The 24,738-nt window shown below is 49.6% G+C and carries 22 protein-coding genes; 6 read left to right on the top strand and 16 right to left on the bottom strand.

Translation table 11 applies throughout. The features are described from left to right. Nucleotides 1–121 precede the first annotated feature (121 nt). From Q1B47_RS10845 to Q1B47_RS10835, 3 genes are all read left to right on the top strand, one after another. Nucleotides 122–808, top strand: a complete 687-nt coding sequence (locus Q1B47_RS10845) for a PH domain-containing protein (protein ID WP_299793051.1) — start codon at nucleotides 122–124, stop codon at nucleotides 806–808. 1 nt (nucleotide 809) lies between these two features. Beyond that, the gene (locus tag Q1B47_RS10840) at nucleotides 810–2,351 is read left to right on the top strand and encodes a PH domain-containing protein (protein ID WP_299793048.1); all 1,542 of its coding nucleotides are present in this window, start codon (nucleotides 810–812) and stop codon (nucleotides 2,349–2,351) included. A 228-nt stretch (nucleotides 2,352–2,579) separates the two neighbouring features. After that, entirely contained in the window at nucleotides 2,580–3,119 is a 540-nt protein-coding gene (locus Q1B47_RS10835; protein ID WP_299793601.1) for a DUF924 family protein, read from the top strand. A gap of 117 nt (nucleotides 3,120–3,236) precedes the next feature. On the opposite strand, the gene Q1B47_RS10830 is transcribed toward Q1B47_RS10835, so the two are convergent. The 7 genes from Q1B47_RS10830 to Q1B47_RS10800 form a co-directional block, all read right to left on the bottom strand. Further along, nucleotides 3,237–4,862: a methyl-accepting chemotaxis protein gene (locus Q1B47_RS10830; RefSeq protein WP_299793045.1), complete on the bottom strand. Its 1,626-nt coding sequence runs from the start codon at nucleotides 4,860–4,862 to the stop codon at nucleotides 3,237–3,239. 389 nt (nucleotides 4,863–5,251) lie between these two features. After that, entirely contained in the window at nucleotides 5,252–5,683 is a 432-nt protein-coding gene (locus Q1B47_RS10825) for a universal stress protein (protein ID WP_299793042.1), read from the bottom strand. Between the two features lie 253 nt (nucleotides 5,684–5,936). Further along, a complete protein-coding gene (gene pcaF, locus Q1B47_RS10820; RefSeq protein ID WP_299793039.1) occupies nucleotides 5,937–7,157 on the bottom strand; it encodes a 3-oxoadipyl-CoA thiolase in 1,221 nt (406 codons plus the stop codon). A gap of 1 nt (nucleotide 7,158) precedes the next feature. Then, a complete protein-coding gene (locus Q1B47_RS10815) occupies nucleotides 7,159–8,541 on the bottom strand; it encodes an aspartate aminotransferase family protein (protein ID WP_299793036.1) in 1,383 nt (460 codons plus the stop codon). Between the two features lie 127 nt (nucleotides 8,542–8,668). Continuing rightward, nucleotides 8,669–9,349, bottom strand: a complete 681-nt coding sequence (locus Q1B47_RS10810; RefSeq protein ID WP_299793599.1) for a 3-oxoacid CoA-transferase subunit B — start codon at nucleotides 9,347–9,349, stop codon at nucleotides 8,669–8,671. Nucleotides 9,350–9,390: 41 nt separating this feature from the next. Then, nucleotides 9,391–10,101, bottom strand: a complete 711-nt coding sequence (locus tag Q1B47_RS10805) for a 3-oxoacid CoA-transferase subunit A (protein ID WP_299793034.1) — start codon at nucleotides 10,099–10,101, stop codon at nucleotides 9,391–9,393. Nucleotides 10,102–10,116: 15 nt separating this feature from the next. After that, entirely contained in the window at nucleotides 10,117–11,718 is a 1,602-nt protein-coding gene (locus Q1B47_RS10800) for a hypothetical protein (protein ID WP_299793031.1), read from the bottom strand. 460 nt (nucleotides 11,719–12,178) lie between these two features. Here Q1B47_RS10800 and Q1B47_RS10795 point away from each other — a divergent pair, with 460 nt between their 5' ends. Beyond that, nucleotides 12,179–13,018, top strand: a complete 840-nt coding sequence (locus tag Q1B47_RS10795; protein WP_299793028.1) for a LysR family transcriptional regulator — start codon at nucleotides 12,179–12,181, stop codon at nucleotides 13,016–13,018. A 231-nt stretch (nucleotides 13,019–13,249) separates the two neighbouring features. Here Q1B47_RS10795 and Q1B47_RS10790 read toward each other — a convergent pair whose 3' ends face one another. The 3 genes from Q1B47_RS10790 to Q1B47_RS10780 form a co-directional block, all read right to left on the bottom strand. Beyond that, the gene (locus Q1B47_RS10790) at nucleotides 13,250–13,693 is read right to left on the bottom strand and encodes a universal stress protein (protein ID WP_299793024.1); all 444 of its coding nucleotides are present in this window, start codon (nucleotides 13,691–13,693) and stop codon (nucleotides 13,250–13,252) included. Between the two features lie 77 nt (nucleotides 13,694–13,770). Then, nucleotides 13,771–14,202, bottom strand: coding sequence for a universal stress protein (locus Q1B47_RS10785; protein ID WP_299793021.1), 432 nt, complete (start codon nucleotides 14,200–14,202; stop codon nucleotides 13,771–13,773). A gap of 120 nt (nucleotides 14,203–14,322) precedes the next feature. Beyond that, on the bottom strand, nucleotides 14,323–14,700 hold the full coding sequence (locus Q1B47_RS10780; protein WP_299793018.1) for an STAS/SEC14 domain-containing protein: 378 nt from the start codon (nucleotides 14,698–14,700) through the stop codon (nucleotides 14,323–14,325). A 386-nt stretch (nucleotides 14,701–15,086) separates the two neighbouring features. Here Q1B47_RS10780 and Q1B47_RS10775 point away from each other — a divergent pair, with 386 nt between their 5' ends. Then, nucleotides 15,087–16,511, top strand: a complete 1,425-nt coding sequence (locus tag Q1B47_RS10775; RefSeq protein WP_299793598.1) for a coniferyl aldehyde dehydrogenase — start codon at nucleotides 15,087–15,089, stop codon at nucleotides 16,509–16,511. Nucleotides 16,512–16,599: 88 nt separating this feature from the next. Continuing rightward, a complete protein-coding gene (locus Q1B47_RS10770) occupies nucleotides 16,600–17,175 on the top strand; it encodes a TetR/AcrR family transcriptional regulator (RefSeq protein ID WP_299793016.1) in 576 nt (191 codons plus the stop codon). A gap of 351 nt (nucleotides 17,176–17,526) precedes the next feature. Here Q1B47_RS10770 and Q1B47_RS10765 read toward each other — a convergent pair whose 3' ends face one another. From Q1B47_RS10765 to Q1B47_RS10740, 6 genes are all read right to left on the bottom strand, one after another. Then, nucleotides 17,527–17,871, bottom strand: a complete 345-nt coding sequence (locus Q1B47_RS10765; RefSeq protein ID WP_299793014.1) for a hypothetical protein — start codon at nucleotides 17,869–17,871, stop codon at nucleotides 17,527–17,529. Between the two features lie 498 nt (nucleotides 17,872–18,369). Beyond that, complete coding sequence (locus Q1B47_RS10760; protein WP_299793012.1) at nucleotides 18,370–19,734, bottom strand: ATP-binding protein; 1,365 nt, start codon at nucleotides 19,732–19,734, stop codon at nucleotides 18,370–18,372. Between the two features lie 73 nt (nucleotides 19,735–19,807). Beyond that, nucleotides 19,808–21,271: a sigma-54 dependent transcriptional regulator gene (locus tag Q1B47_RS10755; protein ID WP_299793009.1), complete on the bottom strand. Its 1,464-nt coding sequence runs from the start codon at nucleotides 21,269–21,271 to the stop codon at nucleotides 19,808–19,810. A gap of 124 nt (nucleotides 21,272–21,395) precedes the next feature. After that, nucleotides 21,396–22,604, bottom strand: a complete 1,209-nt coding sequence (locus tag Q1B47_RS10750) for an FtsX-like permease family protein (protein ID WP_299793006.1) — start codon at nucleotides 22,602–22,604, stop codon at nucleotides 21,396–21,398. 18 nt (nucleotides 22,605–22,622) lie between these two features. Beyond that, nucleotides 22,623–23,924 (bottom strand): ABC transporter permease, encoded by a 1,302-nt coding sequence (locus tag Q1B47_RS10745; RefSeq protein WP_299793003.1) that lies wholly within the window; start codon nucleotides 23,922–23,924, stop codon nucleotides 22,623–22,625. 11 nt (nucleotides 23,925–23,935) lie between these two features. Then, nucleotides 23,936–24,709 (bottom strand): ABC transporter ATP-binding protein, encoded by a 774-nt coding sequence (locus Q1B47_RS10740; protein WP_299793000.1) that lies wholly within the window; start codon nucleotides 24,707–24,709, stop codon nucleotides 23,936–23,938. Nucleotides 24,710–24,738: the final 29 nt, after the last annotated feature.

The raw sequence follows: 24,738 nt of genomic DNA, 5'->3' as shown, positions 1-24,738 counted from the left end.
CACTAACAGTAAAAATACCACAGAGTAAAATTGTTGTGAAATATGTCAGCCTATGGAGAAAGATAACCTCTTCTTGATATAGTGCTCTTCGGAAATAAAACCAGAAACGGATACTGGCAGTATGCTCCATGAAACAACTGAAACACAGAACAGCTTAGTTGATACCAGGGCCGGGACTTCAACCGGGGAGCCCACTGCTATTGAGCACTCTCTTCTCAAGGAGCCTCTCATAAAAAACGAGCCACTGGATCACAGTCCACAGCCACAAGCAGTGTGGCAGGGGTTCGATCAGATCCCATTATCCCCCGTCGAGACCCGCTATTACACACAAGTACTGATAGAAACATCACTCATCTCCCTGGGACTTATCTCTATCCTGTCGGTATTTCTGATTTTTGTCGCGACCATCCCCCTGCAGATAGCAGCCATTCTTCTTCCTGCTCTGTTACTGATTGGCTCTGTGGTCACTTATCTGAGGTACCTCAATGCCAAGGCTATTGGTTACGCCGTATGTTCACATGAACTGGTGATGCAGACCGGGCTCATCTGGGTAAAGCGGATCTCACTCCCCTATACCCGCCTGCAACATATCAGCCTGTCCCAGGGGCCGTTAGAACGAAAGTTTTATCTGCGAACCCTGAAATGCTTTAGCGCAGGCAGCGGTAGTGCTGAGATAGAGCTGCCGGGACTGGAGAGTAAAACCGCAGAAAAGCTCAGGCAGCACCTGCTCACCATGGCGGCTATCGCCATAAAAACCTCGCAAACCACCGAGGAGAGCCCACTGACACTAAACGAAGCAGGGCAATAAGATGGAGCAGTTATCCCCTCAGTGGAGGGGCCTCTCTCCCTGGTCAATCGTAAGCTTTACCTTTCATACCATTCGGGTGCTCGTCACAAATGGCTACGCCATGCTGCCTTTCATCTATACCGGCTGGAAACAGGGGTTTGACTCCATCTGGATGCTCATAGCCTTTGTCGGCTCCTGCTTACTCATTTTCACCAGCGCAATCATAGACTGGGCCATGTTTCGCTACCGCCTGTTCGATGACAAGCTGGGAATACGCCAGGGGCTTATTTTTAAGAAGGCCCATGAGATCCCCCTAAGCAAGATTCAGAATATCCGCCTGGAGCAGCCCCTCTACTTCAGGCCCATGGGCCTCTATAGTTTAGTGGTGGAAACTGCAGGCTCGAAGAAAGATGAAGCCGAATTAGCCGCGGTCAGTTACCGTCAAGCTATCGAGCTTAAACAGCGACTGGTTAACCCTTCGAGCCTGGCCGGTTCAGAGGCGGCTCCCGAGGCCGAGCTCCCCCAGTGCCCGACACCCGGCCATATAGGAACAGATACGAAACAGCCGAATAACCGAGGGCCTCTGGTACTGAAAAAGATGAAGTCGCTGTTACTGTTCGGCTTCTATCAGAATAATCTATTTTGGTTTGCCATCATTGCCGGCCCGATTATCGGCCAGTTCGATTGGGAAGCGCTGGCAAACACCGAGCTTGCTCTCACTGCAATGCATTGGTATGAGCAAAACATCAATGTGAGTATATCACTCCAGCTCTTCTTTGCTCTTGCTATGCTTATCGGTTTTTACCTGCTGTTGTCACTGATATCCATGGCGGCAGCGGTACTAAAATATTACCCCTACCAGCTGAGTTTACATGGCGATACACTGCATAGGACAGGTGGAATAATCGCTAAGCAAAATGATGCCCTGACCCAACATCGCATACAGGTTATTCGCTTTACTCAACCCATAATCGGCCGCTTGCTCAAGCTATGGACCATTAACTTCAAGCAGGTCAAAGGAACCGAAGTCGAACAGGCCGCAAAGAAGCATATGCTGGTCCCCAGCATGACAAGAGAGGGCATCGCAGAGTTAATGCCTGAGTTACCCGGTTTAGCCTCTGTGAGCTCAACCTTGCCTCGTGACTACCGGAAAATCCACTCTGGCTGGTTCTGGCGACGGGGCTTTCTGCCACTGCTCATCCCTATGGTTAACACCCTGTTCATCGGCCTGAATCCCTTCACTGAGTTGTTATGGTTTGCGGCCCTCTGCTTTGTCTTTGGTCTCTACTTGAGATATCGGCAATGGGGATATCAACATCAAGGAGATGATTGCTGGATCCATACCGGTATGCTCGGACAGACCTGGCACCTTATCCCATTGAAGAAAGTTCAACATGTGGCCATGACCCAGACCGCGAGCCAAAAAAGAAAACAGTTGGCCAGTCTGGAGCTGGGACTTGCCAGCGGCAAGCAGACCATTCCCTATATGCCCCTGAACGATGCCAGAGCTATCGCAGAACGGGCTCTGGCGATAACCGCCAGGGATCATACGAACTGGATCTAATAGGTATAAATATAAAAACACAAACAAGCAGTTGAATAGCCTAAACTTAAATTGCTAAATTATTGTCAGTGAGTATCAGGAAAAATTGGACACCAGCATCTATTAAATAGCCATATCGCCATCGACAAGGAGAGGCAAACTTTTTTATGTCGATTACGGTTCGTGCCAGCCAAGGAGAGTCAGACATTGAACATCAGCAATCAAGTCAATAATCAAAGCATTATTAATATGACCCCCGATACCATCATCAACTTCTGGTTTGAAGAGATAGATCCTAAACTCTGGTGGGTCAAAGATATCCATTTCGATAATCTGATCAAAGACCGATTCGGAGAGTTAGTTCAGCAGGCAAAGCGTGGAGAGCTATACCATTGGCGTACAACGCCTGAGGGACGCCTCGCCGAGATCATAGTATTGGATCAGTTCTGTCGCAACATCTACCGCGATACGGCCGAAGCATTCGCCGCCGATCCCATGGCGCTGACCCTGGCACAGGAAGCCGTTGCGCTGAATATCGATAGCGAACTCAAAGGAAAACAGATCCCTTTCCTGTTTATGCCCTATATGCACAGCGAGTCTAAACGCATCCATGAGGTGGCGTTGATCTTATTCAGCAGGGAGTCCGCCAAGGGCAATCTGGAGTTCGAGCTCCGCCACAAAGCCATCATAGATCGTTTCGGAAGATACCCACACAGAAACGAGATCCTGGGGCGTGAATCAACGGCGGTCGAGTTGGAATTTTTATCACAACCGGGCTCAAGTTTTTAACACCGGATAAGAAGCTGTTAATAAGCAGAAAACGGGTGAAAGCTGAGACAGAACCCTGAGGTTCTGTCTCTATCTGAATTGAGTTGCATAGGTAATAAAGAGCCGAAGTTTACATGGCTAGAGCTTAAACTGGCTCACCTGTTCACGCATGCTCTCGGACAGGTTAGTCAACTCGGCTACCGAACTCGTCAGCTCTTGCGCCGCCATGGTTGAGGTCTGCGCGATATCGCTGATGGCAATGATGCTGCGGTTAATATCTTCGGCGACACTGCTCTGCTCTTCGGCAGCGGTAGCGATCTGAGTATTCATGTTGCTGATGTTATCTACAGAAAGCACTATCTCATTCAGTGCCTCTCCGGCCATATTCGCCTTCTCATTGGCATCATAAACCTGTTCTGTTCCCACTTTCATGGCACCGACCGCTTCCTGAACTCCCTTCTGTAACCCCTCGATCATAGATTCGATCTCTTGGGTCGACTCCTGAGTTCTCTGCGCCAGGGTTCTCACCTCATCGGCCACCACGGCGAAACCACGTCCCTGCTCACCCGCACGAGCGGCCTCGATAGCCGCGTTTAACGCCAGCAGGTTAGTCTGTTCGGCGATCCCTTTGATCACATCCAGCACACTACCGATATTCTGACTCTCACTTGCCAGATGGGTGATCACCTCAGAGGTCTGCTCTATCTGATTGGAGAGCAATGACATGCTGGAAACCGATTGCTGAACGATTCCATTACCTTTGGTCGCATTGCCCTCTGCATCTTTTGCCGAATCCGCGGCATTAGTTGCACTCTGGGCGACTTCGGCAACGGTGGCCGTCATCTGGTTCATCGCCGTCGCCGTCTGTTCTGTTTCAGATTGCTGCTGATGCATTCTGTCGTTAGTCTGCTGAGTAAACTCACTCAACTTGATGGTTGAATCTCCGACTGTATTAGCGGCATCTGAGATAGAGTTGAGTATGCCACGCAGGTGTTCAATCACCAGGGTCAGGTTAGTAGATATCTGCCCGAGTTCATCATCATTAAAGGTTTTAAATGTAACCGTCAGATCTGAATCTTCCCGGACGGTATTGAGTGTGCTGACAATGTTATCTATGGGACGCATCACCGCCTGTGTCACCCAGAGACTGATCAAAATACTCGCCACCACGGCTATCAGCGTCAGGATGATAAAAATTTTCATAGAGGATGAGTAGATCTCATCGACCCTGTCCTTCTCCTCAGCAGCGACCTTCAACTGCAGACTCACCAGTTCAGAAATCTTTCCACTGATAGGGTCTATCACGTCATACAGAGGCGCAATATCATCATTCAACTGCCACTTGGCCGAGCCCTGCATACTGCCGAGTTTATCGATGAGCTGAGCGATCTTCTGATTTGCCGGAGTGAACAAGCGATTGGCCTCCTTGGCAAGCCTTGACTCCTCTTCGGTCAGGCTTGTCGCCATATAGCCATCCCACTTCTCACTGATATTCCGGCTGGACTCACTCATGGCACGGCTTGCTTGTGCGGCACTGAACATGCCTGCATTGGCTTTGTTAATCGCATCGATGACCGAGACCGCATAGTCATCTCCGATTATCTTAAGATCTTCCAGAGGCACGACTCTGTCGTTATATATGCTGGTGACACCGGTTTCGATCTTTCCCATCATATTGACCGCTAAAAAACAGATGCTGATTAATAGAATTAAGGGGACCAACAATCCCAGTGTCATTTTTTGTTTAATCTGTAAGTTGACCATCACGATGCCTACCGAGTCTGGTTAATCGCCTCCTTTGTTCCGGCTCAGCCACTCCGTTTTTCGAGCCCTAGCATTAAGCATAACAAACAAAAAAGAATACTGGAGGAGTTTTGCACTAAGCCGCAACCACTTATCAAAAGATTAATCTAATTTAAGGATAGAAAATAACTAAAGACAGATAATTACTCTGCAAAGGGTGTTACGGGGAGTTCTTGAAATTTTCGGCAAAAATTAGCTGTCGATAATAGAGATGAGGGGGAGAGAGTGAGCTGTTGCAGTTTTCAGTAAAGCTTAAGTCACAAGATTGTGTCTATTACAGCCGTTTAAGGAGTTTGCGCTAAAGACCTTAAGTTCAGGCTCTAGCGCAATTTATGGCCTTAAGTTTATTATCACTTCACCACTAAAACCGGACACTCGGCTCCGCCGGCAACCGCTTCGGCGACATTAGGGTGCAGAAAATGGCTCAGGCCGGTATAGCCATGGCTGGCTATGACTATCATGCCGGCATTCATCTCTTTAGCGCCTTCAAGGATCTGCTTGGCTGCATGCCCATGGCGGATCATAACCCCAATTTCTATCTCAGTATCCAGATCCGATATCAGCTTTTGCATCTTTTCAGCGGCCTCACCCTCAAGCCGGGTCGCAAGCTCTTCTGATGTAACGGACAGGACCCGTGTATGCTTGTCACCAAAAGGTTTATCGATAACGTGCAGTAAACGCATACCAACCTGATAATGTCGAGCCATCTCCATGGCATAACCCAAAGCATGAGATGCAGTCTCGGAAAAATCGGTGGGACAGAGTATTTGACGAGTACGCATTATTTTTCTCCTATCACCTTATAACTAATTGTTAAGTTAACTAGTTAACTTAAATCTAGATGACTTTCACCGATGCAACCAGTTTTAACGTTAAGAAATCATGGATTTTAATTGCCGGGTTTCAACTTTTCTCCCCTCGGACAAAACTTCATAAACAGCTAATAAATCATGCACTAAATCCTAAAGCCAGAAACATGGATTCCTGGAACCAGGTCCTGAAACCTGATTCCTCTCACCTAGCTCCTGAAGCCTTCTAGCACTCCACCCTCTCTATCACCATGGCGATCCCCTGCCCCACGCCGACACACATGGTGCATAGCGCCAGCTTTTTGCCTGTGCGGGCCAGCTGGTAGGTCACACTGGTAGCCAGACGTGCTCCGCTCATGCCCAGCGGGTGACCGAGGGCGATAGCGCCCCCCTGTGGATTGATTCTGGGATCATCATCCTTTAATCCAAGCTCACGGGTACAGGTTAATGCCTGTGCGGCAAAGGCTTCATTAAATTCCAGAATGTCCATATCATCGAGCGAGAGTGAAAGCCGCTTTAACAACTTACGGGTAGCGGGCACCGGGCCTAATCCCATGATCCTTGGCGGCACGCCGGCAACGGCCATCCCCAATATTTTTGCCTTGGGCTTCAGGTTATATCGCTTAACCGCATCATGGGAGGCCAACAGCAGGGCCGCGGCCCCATCGTTTACTCCCGAGGCGTTACCCGCTGTGATAGTGCCACCATCGAACAGGGGTCTTAGCTTGGCAAGTTTCTCCAGACTCGTTCCACGCAGGTGCTCGTCCTGACAGAAGATCACAGGATCGGCACGGCGCATAGGTATACTCACCTCGATGATCTCTTCTGCCAGTCGACCATCCTCCTGTGCCGCAGCCGCCTTTTGCTGACTCCACAACGCAAACCTGTCCTGATCTTCCCGGCTGATATCAAAATCTGTGGCCAGATTCTCTGCCGTCTGCGGCATCGCTTCGGTGCCATAGTCGGCATCGAGTTTGGGGTTGATGAAACGCCACCCCATGGTGGTGTCGTAAAACTCAGTAGAGCGTGAGAAGGGGGCCGTGGCCTTAGGCATGACGAAGGGAGCACGTGACATACTCTCTACCCCACCGGCTATGATCAACTCGGCTTCACCACAGCTGATGGCGCGAGCCGCATCACCGATGGCATTAAGGCCCGAACCACAGAGACGATTAACCGTACAACCGGGCACCTCCTGAGGCAGACCGGCGAGCAGCGTCGCCATTCTGGCAACGTTACGATTATCTTCACCGGACTGATTAGCACAGCCCAGCAACACATCATCGACAGCCTGCCAGTCGACTCCCGGGTTTCTCTCCATCAGCGCCTTAAGGGGCAGCGCGGCGAGATCATCTGCCCGAATGGAGGATAAGGCGCCACCGTAACGGCCAATCGGTGTTCTTACGGCATCACAGATGTAGATATCTTTAAGCTTACTCGAACTCATTTTATTGACCTTCTACAGATTGAAACATTGGCTTAATCTTACGCAGTCCATCCAGCAGAACCTGGGTAAACTGATTGATCTCTTTACCTGTCATCTCGGTAGATAGCGTTCCCGAACAGGTATTGATCATCATAAATCCATTAGCAAAAAGATGATCCACCAGCGCGGTTCTGATCTTTGCCTCTCTGGCATCGGCAAAGGCGGCGCGGTAATTCTCAGGAGGCGTAGACTTCATATGGATCCTGAACATGGAGCCGGCACCGGTAACACAGACGGGAACATCCGCTATCTCAATGACCTCAGCAATCTGAGAGCGCAGTTGATCCCCGAGTTCATTGAGCTCAGCAACGGCCTTGCGGTCAAACATGGTCATGGCTGTTAAGCCCGCAACCATAGTGACGGGGTTAGCAGAGAAGGTGCCCGAGTGCGGAAATAGCACCTTATCATTGAGGGGATTCATCACATCCATCACCTCACTGCGCCCTGCAAGCGCCCCCACGGGAAAACCTCCGCCAATCATCTTACCCATAGCGGTCAGATCGGCAGTCACAGGATAGTTGTCCTGTGCGCCGCCATAGCCGTTACGGAAGGTGATCACCTCATCGAAGACTAACAGGGCATTGTGTTTAATCGTCCACTCCCTGAGCGCAACTACAAACTCCTGCGAGGCAGGAATAAGCCCTACCCTGTGTGGCAGAAGATCTACCAATACACAGGCCAGTTCATCCCGATACTTATCTAAGATGCTGATGGCGCGTTCAACATCGTTAAACGGAATAACCACTACGTCATTCAGTGTGGCTTCGGGTGTACCATAGGCCACGGGAACACTGTTGGGGCTTGACTCGTCTCCCCAGTTTGCTGGGCTGGCAGTCTGGCTCACCTCAGCATGATCATAGAGGCCATGGTAAGCCCCCTCGACCTTGGCAATTTTTGCGCGTCCCGTATAGGCTCTGGCCGCCTTGAGACAGCTCATCACCGCCTCGGTGCCTGAGTTAACGAAACGGATCTTCTCAAAACCGGGATTACGGCTGCACAGATGCTCGGCAAACAGGAGTTCGGCTTCGGTAGCCAGGGTAAACGCGCTGCCTTTTTTGAGCTGCTCGGTCACATTGTCGACTATCTGAGGGTGAGCATGGCCATGGATCAGCGCCGCCATGTTGTTGGCAAAATCGACACGGGTGACACCCTCGATATCGGTGACATAACAGCCCTTCGCCGACTCGGCATAGAGCGGGTTAGGGCTTCTGAGTACGGTATTTCGGCTACAGCCGCCCGGCATAAGAGTCAGCGCCTTACTGTAGAGTTCGGCGCTGCGGCTGGCAGGTATCTTATTATCGTTCTTTCTGTCAGATCTATGGATATTGTTCTGGTTATCTTCCATCTTTCATATTCCAAATTACAATCTTTGTAGGGTTGTTGCCATTTGTCGGCCCCTCCCCTTTGCCTTAACTCAATAAAGAGCTTTAACTAAAACGCTATAGCAAAGGGGCATTAGGCTCGTGACAAAGCTATGGGCGGAGCAGTTCACAGCCGGTGCGCTGCTGTACATAATCAAAGTCGACACCCGGCGCCAACTCAACCAGCTGCAAGCCTCGCTTTGTGACCTCGATAACAGCCAGATCGGTATAGATGCGACTCACCACCCCCTGTCCTGTCAACGGATAACTGCAGTGCTCAAGCAATTTAGCCTCGCCATGCTTGGTCGTATGTTGGGTGATGACAAAGATGGTCTTTACCCCCGCAACCAGATCCATGGCTCCACCAACGGCAGGAATGGCATCGACGGCACCGGTAGACCAGTTAGCCAGATCGCCCTTAGCCGAAACCTGCATCGCGCCTAACACACAGATGTCGATATGTTTGCCACGGATCATGGCAAAGCTGTCGGCATGGTGAAAATAGGCGGCGCCGGCAATGGCGCTGACGGGTTTCTTGCCTGCATTGATAAGCTCTGCATCGACCTCCCCCTCCCCGGGCGCGGGTCCCATGCCCAATAAGCCATTTTCGGTGTGGTAGATCACCTCTCGCCCTTCGGGAACATAACGGGCAACCTTCTCCGGGATCCCGATCCCTAAGTTAACGTATGAACCATCGGGAATGTCCCGGGCTGCCATCTGAGCCATCTGCTCACGATCCCAGCCTATCTTTGCCGATGCCTCTTTTGGATTACGCTGATCTGACTTGTTCATGGGTGACTTGTTCATGGCTGACTCACTCATTGAAAGATTGCTCATGGATAGGTTACTCCCGCGTTGACCAGTTTCGACTCCTGGGCCGGGTCGGTAACCGTCACGATACGGTTTACGAAGATTCCGGGAGTAACGACGACCTCGGGATCGATATCTCCCGCCTCGACAAACTCCTGGGTCTGTACCAGGGTGCACTTGGCCGCCATCGCCATGATGGGAGCGAAGTTGCGCGCCGTCTTATTAAATATCAGATTGCCATAACGATCGGCCTTGAGGCTTTTGATCAGGGCAAAATCTGCGGTCAGGCCACGCTCCTGAACAAACTCCTGCCCATCGAATATCTCGTGCTTCTTACCATCGGCTAATGGCGTTCCTACCGATGTCGCCGTGTAGAAGGCGGGGATCCCCGCACCTCCGGCGCGGATCCGCTCGGCAAGCGTGCCCTGGGGCACTAACTCAAGCTCAATCTTGCCTGCACGATACAGGTCGGGAAATACCGTCGAATTTGCGGTGCGGGGAAAGGAGCAGATCATCTTGCCAACCTGGCCATTCTCGATCAAAGCCGCGAGTCCGACATGACCACTCCCGGTATTGTTATTAATCACGGTTAGGTTGCGGGCACCGTGATCGATCAAGGCATGAATAAGCTCAATGGGGCTACCGGCTTCACCGAAGCCACCAATCATCACAGTGGCACCATCGAAAATATCCGCCACCGCATCGCTACAGGAAGCTATACGTTTATCTATCATATTTATAACCCCTTATTAGCCTAAACGCTGCTGCAGCGCATCTGCCAGCTCGGTCTCAATCTGTTTAAGCTCATCTTCGAAGAAGAACTTGTCAGTATCCAGCGGGGTGAGGCAGTCGATCTTGCTCTCCTGCTCATCGTATTTAGCCAGTATCACCCTATCCATCCACTCCATGTTTCTGGCCTCGGTAAACTGCAAGGCAAAACACTTCTCGCCATTGACCACAGATGTGCCCAGAATGGCCAATTTACCTGCCGATATGGTCATGGAGATATGGCGGGATGGACGATTGATGGACGCGAGTGAACGATAGATTCGATTGAAAATCTTGCCCATATCAGCCAGCGGCGCCGTGTAGTAGTGATGTTCGCCGGTCGGGCGGGCACAATACATAGAGTGGAAGCCTACACACATCATGCCCAGTATGGTTGCCAGATCGATCCAGTTCTGGGATGAGCGCTCGACATCGACATTGCCCTCTTCATCTTTAAACAGGCTGATATGGTTCATCATCGGGCTCTGACTTCGGATATTCACCCCATGATTCTGCAGGCGACGGATCGCCGCTATTGTGCTTGGGTTAAGCAATTCACGAGGCGTTGAGAAGTGAGCCATCCATGCCAGCTGGATACCGTTATCGCGCAGGGTATCGAACAGCTCGAGCATAGGTTCATATTTTTCAGTTAACACCATCTCCGGCTGGAAAGTCAGTGCCCGGGTTGCCAGGCGTACATTTTTGACATGCAACAGGCTGGGATCTTCGATAAGAGGCATCACATACTGTCGCAGACGGCTCACCGGCATATAACCACCGTCGCCGCCGGTGATCAGAATATCGGTCACCTCGGGGTGACGTCTCAGGTATTCATGTAGCTGAGCGATATCTTTCTGGATAAACATATCTTCATCACCACGAACCTGAGCATGGCGAAAGCAATAAGTACAGAATGAGAAACAGTTTTGGGTGGTCTTATCGAATACCAGTTGGCACTGAGGGTACTTGTGCTGACTACCATCGAGAAACTCAAGCACGCCTTCATCGTTCACAAACCAAGGCTTATTTAGCTGCTGATTACCATCATGGGGGTTAGTTTTCTCCATATAATCGACGGCCACCTGAGTGCGTGCCTTGGCATCCTTGCTGTCGATATACTCTCGAGTCGTCTTCTCATCGATCATTCCCGGCTGAGGAAATACCAGCTGGAACACAGAGTCGGTGGGGTAATCATCCCAGTTGATACTGTTCAGGGTATGACGTGTGGCCAGAAAACGGTAGACCTCGACAAATAACTCCCGCTCATCGATGGCACCGATATCTATTCCATTCTTATTTAATATGGCGCAGACCTCACGAAAGCCGGACAGGCCCGTGTAATGCTCCTTGTCGTTAAACAAGAACTCGCGGTTTTCCAGCAATCCAGAGTGTTGGGGATAGGAAGCGTGCAGGCGACTGAGCAATCCTGCCGGCAGTAGCCTCTCGCGGTTAATGATCGACACCGTTTCGTCGTTATAACCATATCGGGCCATAGTCTGCTCGACTGCGGCCGTACTAACGACCAGATGTTTTTTAGGGGCGGAGGTGGTAATTATGCGTTCGGCAGTGTTCTGATTGCTCATTATTATGTCCTATCGGTGACTTATCTCCCCTGTAGAGAGGAGGCAATGCTCTTCTTAAATGCGCTTTAACCTGAGATTTAATAAGAGTTTTTTAATAACAGATGTCTAAACAAGAGTCGTCAAACGAGAGCGATGAAATAAACTGAGTAAAATTTCAGCGCACAACGATTAATTATTAACCATACAATTTTTAGGGACATTGATGAAATACAATCTTTTTATGTCTACCATAGCCAAAAGCTATATCATAAGCTTGTTTGTATAGAAAAGTCTGAGTAGACTCGAATGGCAGAGAAGCCGCGAGAAAAAACAAGGCAAAGAAAGTGTCGAGTATCGAGGACAGGCTGAAACAAAGGCAGGCTCGTAACCTATGACTCATAGACATTCGCGGCTAAAGCCGCTCCTACATAAAGAATGTCGTAGCTCGTAGCTCGTAGCTCGTAGCTTAACAGGATCCCCAATGAAACTGAGATCGATTAAGTATTTTCAATCTGTCTATGAACAGGGCAGCATCACCAGTGCGGCGCGACAGTGCTTCGTTTCCCAGCCTTCGATCACCGCAGCGATTTCACAACTGGAGCAGGAGCTCAACGTCGAGCTGTTTGTCCGCCACGCCGGGGGCGTCAGACCCACATCTGCGGCAGATAAACTCTACCCTCTGGCCAGGGAGATGAGTGATAACGAACAATCCATTCTGCATCTGTTCAGCGATGGGCCGACACCGGTTCCGCTGCGTCTTGGACTCATGCGCTCACTGGGAGCGCAGCGCATGAGTGAACTGCTCACCGAATTGACCAAACGCATAGATAATCTGGAGCTCACCCTGGTTGAACCCGATGAACCCTGTGATGCCCGTGTTGTGCTATCTCACTCTGCATCGAGTTGTGAGGAGTTCGTTCCTATCTGGGAAGATAACTATCAACTGGCCATTCCGAAGAACTGGCCTCTTGCCACTAAGCCGCTGGTTTATATCGAAGATCTGGACGGCATCCCCTTTATTAACCGCACCCCGTGCGACGCACTGGAGAGGCTCAAACAAACCATGTCCGCTGAGGGGGTTCAGTTTCAGCCAAGAGCTAACATCAGAACCATTGAGTATGCCTGGCCTATGGTAAGCGCGGGCGTCGGCGCCGCCCTCCTGCCCGACTGGCATGAGATAAAACATAACGATGGTTTCGTGCTGCGGCCGATAGCTAATGAAAGGTTGGTAAAACGGATAGGGCTGGCCTACAGTGCCGGCAGAGTGAAGGAGCCCCTGATAGCCTCTGTAATATCCGTATGCAAGGCAACGGCAAGATAGCCCTGGCTATTCAGCTACAGGTATTCCGGGGAAGTTTTGCCGACCCTCGCTTCACAGGAGCTGGCTTACAGGCTCAGATCTACAAGCTCTCCGTTCACAAGCTCTCGTTCACAAAGAGTGGGCTCAAAGACAACTCATAGACAGCCAAGTTCAGTGCCCGAGGGATCCCCTCAGGCACCATATTCTTCCGGGTCTCTATTCGAGCGAGAAATGGATATGTGAACCCGAAATCTATTTAACCACTAAAACCGGACACTTAGCCTTATTTGCCAACGCCTCGGCCACATTAGGATTAAGCATATGAGACAAGCCTGTATGACCATGGCTGGCAATGACTATCATGCCGACCTCATTCTCGACACTGTCTTCCAGTATCTGAGCGAAAATATCGCCACTTCTGATCACAGGAACTACGCTCAGAACGTCATCCAAAGCGGGTTCAATTTGAGCAACCAGCTCAGTGAGTTTCTCTTCTGAATAAGCTTCCAGCTTATGCTCGAGCTCTTCGGGGGTCTCAACAACGATACCGTAATTGTGCTCGCCATAAGGCTTGCTCATAACATGTACAAGTCTGATATTTACCTGATATAGATTTGCCATCTCTATGGCGTAGCTTAAGGCATGGGAAGCTGTCTCTGAAAAATCAGTAGGGCATAAAATTTGACGAGTACGCATAATTATCAACTCCTTCTTGTTTTTACTCGTGAGTCGTTCACATCAGTCCACAAGACTCTGTGGCTTATTTATTGGGTCTATTTCACCACCAGCACAGGGCACTTAGCGCCATTGGCAACCCCTTCGGCAACATTTCTATGCAGGAAGTGGGATATCCCGGTGCGGCCATGACTTGCCATCACAATCATTCCTACGTCGTGCTCTTCCGCCTCTTCGAGGATCTGCTCCACGGGCACACCACGGCGTATCACAGTTTCGATACTCAGCTCACTCTTAAGCTTTGCCAGCAGCTGCCGCATTTGTTCGGCGGCGTCCTCTTCCATATTCTGAGCCAGCTCCTCCGGAGTAATAGCCAAAATCTGAAAGTTTGCGTCGCCATAAGGCTGGTCTATCACGTGCAGTAAACGAAAACCGACATGATAAAAATTAGCCATCTCTATCGCATAACTCAATGCGTGAGATGCCGTCTCGGAAAAGTCAGTAGGGCATAAAATTTGACGAGTTCTCATAATACCTCCATTAATTAAAGCATAGCTTTCATATCGGACTTTTCACCCATGCATACGAAAATATTGGTGATTTTCCCAATTTTTATCTGTTTCCTGTTTAAAGCATAGTTTAAAAAACTTTCACTGAAGCCAGTCTAAGGCCTTTTCTTTATCTTCGAAGAATCTGATCTCACCCGGCGTAAACCAGTCGGCCATTTTAGACATCCACTCCTGCAGGCCGCCCCTACCCAGTACCGCCATCTTCTTGAACTCTTTGCCATGGGAGAAGCCCAACTTTATGTCATCCCATGCCGCATGCAGAGACATGCCTTCCAGCTCCCTGAGATCGGCAAGCGCGTGAATATCGGGTTCTCTTATTCCAATGAGCGCAGACTCCAGCAGGGGGACCATACGTTCATAGTCATCGTGGGTCAGGCTACCGGTCGCAATGAAGGACAGATAAAAGTCGTCACCGTTGCGCTCTATTCCGATTGAAATTCCATGTCGCTCGTTACTCATAAATCACTCCTTATACCTGAAAAGTAGTGATGCCCCCTCCCACTAAAAGCACCGCTGACCACTCAAGTCTAGTTTTTTGTCAGAAAGTGAAGGTTGATCGTGATCACACTGCGCCCCTAATTTGCACAAATATCAAACAACACTAGACCTGATGATTATAATAAACTAATATAAAAAGCGCAGACCGACTAATCAGTCGGTTTAGTACTTCAGGAAATAATTTTATAAAAAGAGGTTGCAGCCAGGTCCTATACAAAGGGCTTGGTGAAAGTACTTGCAGACAGTCCTTGTAATTAGTCTTTGTAGTTGGTCCCTGTAGACAGAACCTGTAATAACGAGCATGCGACACCAACCGATACTTAAAGTGGAGAAGTGAACCAATGAATATGCCCCTCACGACCGAGATCAGTTCAGCAAGCGGATTAACTGAGCTATTAGCACTACAAAGAGACAGCTACAACTCACAAGGCACACCGTCATATCAACAGAGAGTCGAGATGCTTAAGTCGCTTAAATCAGCCCTGCTTGAATATCGACAGCCTCTGGCTGAAGCACTCAATCGTGACTACGGCACCAGATCGACAGATGACACACTGATCTCCGACATCATGCCCTGTATCAATAACATCAACTACAGCCTGAAGAATCTTAAGAAGTGGATGAAGCCGAGCCGTCGTCACGCGGGTTTGCTGCTCGCCCCGGCAAAAGTTCGGGTGCATTATCAGCCCGTCGGAGTCGTCGGTATCATAGTCCCCTGGAACTTCCCGGTAATGCTCTCGGTAGGGCCACTTATCACGGCACTGAGCGCGGGAAACCGTGCCATGTTGAAACTCTCTGAATTTACTCCCCAAACCAATAGAGTCATAGGGGAGATGTTAGCCAGCATCTTCGACAGCAGCCAGGTTGCCCTAGTGGAGGGTGAAGCCGATGTCGCCGCAGCGTTCTCATCACTCCCCTTCGATCATCTGCTCTTCACCGGCTCTACAAGCGTGGGACGTCATGTCATGCGAGCGGCCTCCGCAAACCTGACACCGGTCACCCTTGAGCTCGGTGGCAAGTCACCGGTCGTAATCGCACCGGATATGCCGATAGAGACGGCGGTCGAGCGAATGATCTACGGTAAATGTTTAAACTCTGGCCAGATCTGTGTCGCACCGGATTATGTATTGGTACCGAAAGAGAAGCAGGCCGAATTTATCAAGGCCTATCAGGCTAAATTCACTTCGATGTACGGCAAGGTTAGCGACAATGACGACTACGGCGCCATCATCAACCAGCGTCAGTTCGACCGTCTGATGTCGGTTCTCGAGGATGCTAAATCCAAAGGAGCCAAGGTGGTTTCTGCCAACGAAGAGGCCATCAATAGCGCTAAGCGAAAGATCCCGACTCAACTTATCACCCGGGTCGATGACGATATGCAGTTGATGCAGGAGGAGATATTTGGCCCGCTATTGCCGATCATCGGCTATGAGACACTCGATGAAGCTGTCACCTATATCAATGAGCGTCCAAGACCCTTAGCCCTGTATATCATGAGCTTCGATGCGCAGGTTCAAAACAGTATCCTCAACCGGACTCATTCGGGCGGCGCCTGTATTAATGAGACCGTATTTCACGTCGCAGCCGACGATGCCCCATTCGGTGGAATCGGGCCATCGGGCATGGGACACTATCATGGCAAGGAGGGGTTCCTGACACTCAGCCATGCGAAAACCGTATTGAGTCGGGGCAAGTTGAACACAGGAAAGTTTGTTCATCCGCCCTACGGCAATCCGATCCAGAAACTGCTTTATAAGATGTTTATTCGTTAATGAGGGGCGAGGGGCGAGGGGCGAACCATATGATTAAACTCGTAAATGATAAAACACAGCTAGTTAATAGACAGTTAATAGGTAATTGATGAGCAAACCCGATAAGAAACAAACCATATTAGATACTGCGCTGTCCCTGTTCGTCAGCCAGGGGTTCTATGCGACATCGACCGCCTCGATAGCCAAAAAGGCGGGTGTGGCGACCGGCACCCTGTTTCATCACTTCCCCTCGAAAGATGAGCTGATGAATGTGCTGTTTTTAACTATAAAGCAGGAGTTCGCCGACGCAATCCAGGCCCAAATACAAGATAGCGGCGACCTGAAAAAAGATGCCGAGCATCTCTGGTGTAGCGCCATACAGTGGGCCATAGATAACCCACTCAAGCAGGAGTTCTTTCAGCAGTACTCCATGTCCCCCTCGATAGCCATCGAGGTCAGAGAACAGGCCATGAACAGTATCTTAGGCTTCATGGGCGCCCTGCTCTTGCAGGGCCAGGCGCAGGGGCTACTCGCGGCCTACCCGCTGGCTTTGATGCAGGACAACTGTCACGGCCAGTACCTCGCCGCCACCCGTTACTTTCTGGATAATCCAGGCAAGTGGCAGGAGCCTGAGCACAAACAAGCCAGCTTCGCCCTGTTCTGGAATGCGATGGCTAAAGGCTGAGAAAGCTTCGAGTTACGAGCTGCGAGCAACGAGCTTGATATGCCCCTTGTAGGAGCGGCTTTAGCCGCGAAGCATTTGTTGGTGGTATAAGGTTCTAGGTTCGAGCAAAAGACAGAGCTAAGAAAGTCTCGAGTCGCGAGTTACGAGCAGCGAGCTTGATATTCCCCTGTAGGAGCGGCTTTAGCCGCGAAGCTTTTATGGTCTGAGGTTCTAGGTTCTAGCTAAAGACAAAATTAAAAATGAATCAGAGGAACCGGCTCCTCCCTCCCCGCTGAGATTTTTAACAGGAGAGCTATAGCAATCTGATATGCAGTAACTCCTTGCTCAAATGTGAAATAACTTGTTATATGCTTACTTTATGCTTGGTAAACAATTCATCGAACAATCTTCTTTTTTGTAATGATTAATTTTCCGGAGAGTTGAAGTTTCATACTCGCTTAATGAAGAGTACTTATTTGAGAAGGTATCAACTTTTATCTCCACCATACTCTCCGAAAATTTTAATGCTTCATCATATCTTCTATCTCGAATTGCTTTTGCTATAGCCAGATAATTACCAGCATCAACCCATTCATCTCTCTCTATCTCTTCAAGCATTGTTTCAACTCTATTTTGAGCGAAATATTTATAGGCTACACCTCCCAAGGTAAAACCTAAGGAAATGAAGAATATTGAATTTAAAATTTTTGTTCTCATAATTTCACATATAGCTGCTTAATTAGTGTGAACACCAAAAAACACTCCATAGACAGTCAATGCTTACTATCGCAGAACACAACTTATTAGCTTGATTTTAATAAGTTATCAGTAAGATTTCGATGAGGCAATGACCCTTTAGTCTAAAAAATCCAAGGATTTAGATAATAGAGAATCAATTAGGCAGTTTATGTAAATACCAACACATAACCACTTGTTTTGAATGGTATAGCGACGTATTCAAGGAGAAGTCTAGATCTTGAAACTAGTCTTGGATGACGATGGTAGCTACGAAGAGATTACTTTCCTGAAACCATCGGTGTAGATGCGGCTGTGGCCGTTGGCGGCGGGGATGCCGCCGTCGAGCTTACACGGACGTACTTGCAGCGGGCCACAGAAGTATCTGCACATCCCCCCGCCGGCAGGCGTTAGATAACAATGAAGATAAAAGTTATAAACACACTCCCCAACACCAAATAAACAAAAGTATAAATGTAATCAAGCTTCATTCGAAGGTAACCATACCCGCACACACAGGCCCACATCGTCTCGGTTATGCAGGCTGATACGGCCATCGTGAGCCTCGATGATCTCACGGCAAAGCGGTAAACCTAATCCGGTGCCGGACTGTTTGGTGGAGTAGAAAGGCAAAAGTGCCTGTTTGAGCACCTCCGGAGGCATGCCTGAACCCTCATCGTTGATCTCGATATTGATCCCGGATGTACCATCGACAAGTTTCGACGCTTCGATGCTCAGGGTTATCCCATCAGCTGCAGAACCGGACTCATGGGCATTCTTAAGCAGGTTAAGCAGCACCTGCTCCATCTGGATAAGATCCAGGCTCCCCTCGGACTCGGGAAGTTCCCCCAACAGTTTAAATGAGTAGTGCTGAGCCAACTGCTCTGTCAGCTTGTGCCAATCTACGGCAGACCTTTTTGGCAGTGGCAGCTTGGCGAAGCGGGCATAGTTGAAGATAAACTGGCTCAGATGGTTAGTACGGTCTTCAATCGTATCGAAGATCATCGATAACTTAGGATCATTCAACTCGCGGGTGATCATACGCCCCGAGTTCACCATGGAGGCGATAGGCGCCACCGAGTTATTCAGCTCATGGCTGATGATGCGTATCACCTTCTTCCACACCGCCACCTCCTGCCTGTTCAGCTCATGGGTCATCTGTTTGAGGAGCAGCAGATGATGATATTGCCCATTGAGCAGGAACTGGCCTCTGGAGAGGTGCCATGTTTCATCCTCCCCCTCCTCACTGCCAGCCAGACTAAACAGCCCGCCTTTGGGATTTTGTAGTGCCCGTGAGAGCTCATCGCTCACAGACTCCAGCAGCGTCAGCAGGTTTAACCCCTCGATACGCACCCCCTTATTAAACAGGTGACGCGCCGCATTGTTGGCATAAATAATTCGCTGCTCATCGTCGAGCAGCAACATGACATTCGGTGAGCTTTGGATCACCTTATCCAGCAACAGCTCCCGCTGATAGATATACTGGCGCTCCTGCCTTAATGTTTCGGCCGACTCGTTAAATAGCGTCGTCAGCGCCTGCAACTGACGATCACCACCGACAGGAATCGTGACACTGAAGTCATTATCTTTGAAGTTCAGCAGCCCCACCTCCAGTGCATCCAGGCTGGTCGCCAGGGTGCGGGTTGCAAGATGACTGATCACCCAGGCGCAGATGCCGGCCGATATCAATATCAGTACAAACACAAAAGAGGAGGTGCCGATTAAGGTTTGAGGATGGATCAGCTGCTGCATAAGCAACATAGACAAGCCGGTCCCGACCTGTGAGGCAAGGATGGCACCAAGGATCAATTTAGTTCTTAAAGAAAAGTACGATAACAGTGCCATTTAAGCTCAACCTACATTTAACCAAAACAATAAATCCCAGCCGCTTGCAGCATAGTAGAGGTGCTATGCACAACTACTTATCTATGCCAAACTTTTCCATGCGTCTGTAGAGGGCCTGCCTGCTGAGGCCCAGTGACTTAGCGACTCTGGCGATCACCCCGCGATGTTCCACTAAAGCCGCTTCGATACTCGCCTTGTCCAGAGGCTGCTCATTTACCCGCCCGACTGCTTTGCCGGACGCTATTTCGGCAACCGCCCGGGATGATTCGGCATTGTCATAATCATCCACTGCAGCGTTTGCAACTCTTGCAACATCTTCTCTTTGCTTATATTCAATTCCGCTATCCACAGGGCCGGCAGCCGATCTCCCCATCAGGCCGAAATCTTCTACCGTTAACACACTATCCCGCGCCAATATCACAGCACGCTTACAGACATTTTCAAGCTCCCTGACATTCCCCGGCCATTGATGCTCAACGAGCACCTGCTGAGCCTGTTTATTCAGTGAGAACTCCGGGCCGACAAAATGGCCGGCCAGAGGCAGAATATCATCACGACGGGCATTGAGTGGTGGCAGAGGCAGCTCAATAACATTGAGGCGATAGAATAGATCTTCACGAAAGCGGCCCTCACGGATGTCGACCGCCAGGTCGGCGTTCGTTGCACTGAGCACCCGCACGTTAACTTTACGGGTCTGATGACTGCCCAGACGCTCAAACTCACCGGTTTGCAGTACCCGCAGTAGCTTAACCTGACCCGAGAGTGGCAGGTTACCAATCTCATCCAGAAAGAGTGTGCCGCCATCGGCCGCCTCGAAGCGACCGATGCGGGTCTTGTTTGCCCCGGTAAAGGCCCCGGCCTCGGCGCCAAATAACTCAGCCTCTAATAGCTCCATCGGCAGTGCGCCAATGTTCACCTTGATAAAAGGCTTACTCTTAAGAGAGGAGTTAGCATGAATGATATCGGCCAACTTATCTTTACCGGCACCGTTGGGGCCGGTAATAAGAACCGACACATCTGAACGCGCTATCTGCAGAGCTAAATCTACACAGCGCTGCATTGCTCCGCTGCCAAAGACGATGCCGCACAGATCGGCGTGCTTAATGGCTGACATGCGGTCACTCTCGACGCGCTTGAGCTGAGTATTGGCCTTCGAGAGCGTATGCAGCGAAATAAGGTTATTGATACTGGTCAGTAACTTGGCATCATCCCAGGGCTTACCCATATAATCTGCAGCGCCCTCTTTTACCAGCTCGACGGCAATATCGAGTTGCGTCCAGGCCGTGATCAATACAATGGGCAGTTGAGGTTGAAGGGCTCTCAACTCATAGAAAAGGGTTTTGCCCTCTTCGCCGGACGTGGTGTCCTGAGTGAAATTCATATCCTGAATCACCAGGGCAATATCATGTAACGTTACCAGCTCGAGGGCAACTTCAGGGGAGAGGCAGGTAAGCGTGTTAAAGCCATTAAGCTCTAACATCAACGACAGTGCATTACACACCGCCTGATTGTCGTCGACAATGAGGATCGTATCCATACTTCTGTTTATCGTTCTTATTCTGTTGAAATCCAGATATTAGTTCATTCAAACTAACCGAAAGCGAATGAGAATTAAAGGCAAATCCTCATTCGCAATAGCCGAGCCTGTATCTCAGCAGGAGCTATACACTTCGGGTAGCAATAGCCGGAGAGATCCTCGCCGCTTTTCGGGCCGGCAGAATAACCGCTATGGTCGTCAACACAATGAGCCCGGCAACGGTCAATAGCGGATAGATTAGCTCCAGCTGAGGTAAGCTGTATAGACTCATCAGCTGCTGTCCAAGTTGAACCGCAACTAAACCGCCAATCACGCCGCCAACAATGCAGATGATATAGTTTTCCACCAGGAAGAAGCTGATAATGTCACGCTTCTTCGCGCCTAATGCGCGGCGGGTGCCTATCTGCTTAGTACGACGTTCGATGTTGAACATCACCATGCCCGCTAAACCCAGAGAGGTGATAAGTAGCAGCAGTACCACCATCATAGAGAGTACCGTTGCCATCAACTCATGATCACGGTAAACCTCTTTCCTGTGCTCACTAATCAAAGTAAAGCCTCTGATCACTCGATTGATATTATCTTTATGCAAGGCTGTTGGAATCGCCTCTTTAAGTTGGGTTAAGGTGCCCTCTTCGGCTCTGACTAAAAAAGTGGTGAAGGGATAAGCCAGCTCAACATTAAGAATAACACTATTTTCAAGGTTATCATTGTCTACCCAAGCGCCTTGTAACGTTTCAATCACCCCAATGACCTCAACGGGCTGCTCTCCAAAACCTGCTGCATACATGACCTGACCAACAGCTGGTTTATCGCCCCATGTAGCCTTGGCAAAAGCTGCCGTGACTATAGCTAAATTGGCTTTATCCGGGATCTCCAGCTGAATCTCCTCTTCATAGAAGTTACGACCGGCAATTAGAGTCACCCCTAGAGAATCTAACATCTGCTCATCGCCATAATAAATTGCCGCATACGTCGATTTAGCCGTGTCTTCACTGTCACCGACACTAAATCCAGACATCCAGCCTCCACCGCTGAGTGGTACCATGCTGGCAGTGGTGGCTGCAATCACGCCGGGCAGGTCTCTAACAGTTTGCATATCACGGGTATTTTGAGCACTAAAATCCACACTGTCATCGAAATTGTAAACATTAAAGTCAAACACTTCAGACTCGGCGATCCCTGATTCTCGTGCCATCAAGTCAATGCGCTCATTGATGATAAAGCTGGCATTTGCCACAATCGCTACAGAGAGGATGATCTGAATAAGCAGTAGTATCGGCCCACTCTTATTTCGCATTAAGGTACTGATAATTGGTTTAATTTGTAACATGCCAAGCTCTCCCTCTCTTTATTGGCTTTTCAGATGAACGCTGGGGTTGGTCGAACAGATACGCCAAGCGGGATAAATACCGGCCAAAAGTGCTGCTAAGATGGCAATACCAGGTGCAAGCACCCACATGCTTGAGTCTAGTTGGGTCAAAGCATCTTCCAGTTCAAAATGAAGCGACAACATAGATAGTGACCCCCAAGCCCATACCAGGCCTAATAAACCACCACAGAAACCAATTAACCCAACCTCAACCAAGTGCTGAGAGAAAATCTGACCTTGGCTAGCGCCAATGGCACGGCGAACGCCAACCTCGGACGCACGTTTGAGAAACTTAGCCAGTAACAATCCAAGCATGTTAACCATACACACGATAAGAAATAGTGCACTCAAGCCAACGAGGATCTTATTATCTTCTGGCACAACATTATTTACCTTAAGCCAAGTTGCCACATCGGAGAGGTCTGCTTTAGCCTCCGGCATCTCGAAGCGACCGATCAATTTTTGTTGCTCGATATAGTTAGACAACCACTCTTCATAGGCCTGTTTCTGCTCCGGTGTATTGAGTTCAACCCAATATTGATTCCAATGAGACTCAGAAGCTAAACGTTCCGCATAAGTATTAAGAGACTCATTTCTCCAGCTTTGATTATTCCCCCAGCTTTGGTACTCCTCTATAGGCGCCAGCGAATAGGGGACGAATATCCGCTCGGCATCGTTAAAGGCACCGTTGTTAACATCATAATACTTAGGGCTTGGGTTCCAGTTGTCGATCACTCCCACCACTTGATAAGGCTTCTGGTTGAGGTAGATGGTACGGCCCACACTATTTTCGCCACCAAACAGCTCCTTGTTGAGATCTTCTCTAATTACCACCTGATAGGCAGAGTCAATATCGACCTGCTTTTCCCATGCCTCGCCATAGAGAAATGGTATGGAAAATAGGCCAAAGAAATCTCTGTCTATGACGCGAGCACCTTCTAATATGGGCTTGAAATCAGGATCATCATTTTGCACCGCAAAGCCGGTACGGAACATAGGGCTCTGCCTTACAGGCACTGGGCTTTTACGCAGATTAAAACCATCTTGATAGGTGACCTGAGGGTTAAGCTCATCCCAGGTGTCGATTCCCTGACTCCATAAACGTACGGCAAACAAATGAGACGAACGCTCCCCTGCCGGGTTTATCGATGCCATCTGATAGATATTCAACGTGGTGATGGTGATCCCTATACCAATTGAGATGGCAAGCACCATAAGTAATGATAAAAATGGCGTCTTCCTGATGCTGCGCCAGGCGAGATCCAGATAATAGAAAAACATAGCTACTCTCCTTAACTCGCCACTTTATCTTGATTTGAAGACACCTGAGACTCTGTCACCAGATGTGGCTTCTCGCTGATACGCTCTCCACCTTGATACCCCTCCCCACCTTGATACATGGTGAAGTCACACACCTGACCATCGACAATCTGAATATTTCGCTGGGCACGACGGGCAAGCTCAGGGTCGTGGGTCACCATGATAATGGTGGTTCCCGCCTTGTTAATCTCCTCCAACAGCTCCATCACCTGACGCGCCATCATGCTATCCAGGTTACCCGTTGGCTCATCGGCAAGCAGGAACCTTGGTTCACCAGCCAGCGCCCGGGCAATCGCGACACGCTGCTGCTGGCCACCGGAAAGCTGAGATGGAAGATGCTTCATACGGGCCCCCAGGCCCACCTGCTCCAGCGCCTGCTGTACACGGCGCTTGCGCTCCTTGGAGTTGAAGCCGCGATAACGCAACGGCACCTCAACATTTTCGGCCAGATTCAGATCCGGTATCAGGTTAAAGCCCTGAAAGATAAAACCTATCTTCTCATTTCGAATCGCCGCACTCCTGTTATCGCTTAAGTTTGAGATATTCACACCATCGAGAAAATAATCCCCCTGAGTAAAACCTTCGAGCAAACCGGCAATATTGAGGAAGGTGGTTTTACCCGAGCCCGATGGACCGGTAACCGCGACAAACTCGCCCTCATTCACCTCAAGATTAAAATCACGCAGCGCATGAGTCTCCACCAGATCCGTTTTAAACACTTTGCTGATATTCTTCATCGATAACATGGTCAATATTCCCTATTTTTTATCGCTTA

Origin of the sequence: uncultured Shewanella sp. (assembly GCF_947501225.1) — a bacterium.
Lineage (GTDB): Bacteria > Pseudomonadota > Gammaproteobacteria > Enterobacterales > Shewanellaceae > Shewanella.
This window is presented reverse-complemented; position numbering and strand designations above follow the sequence as displayed.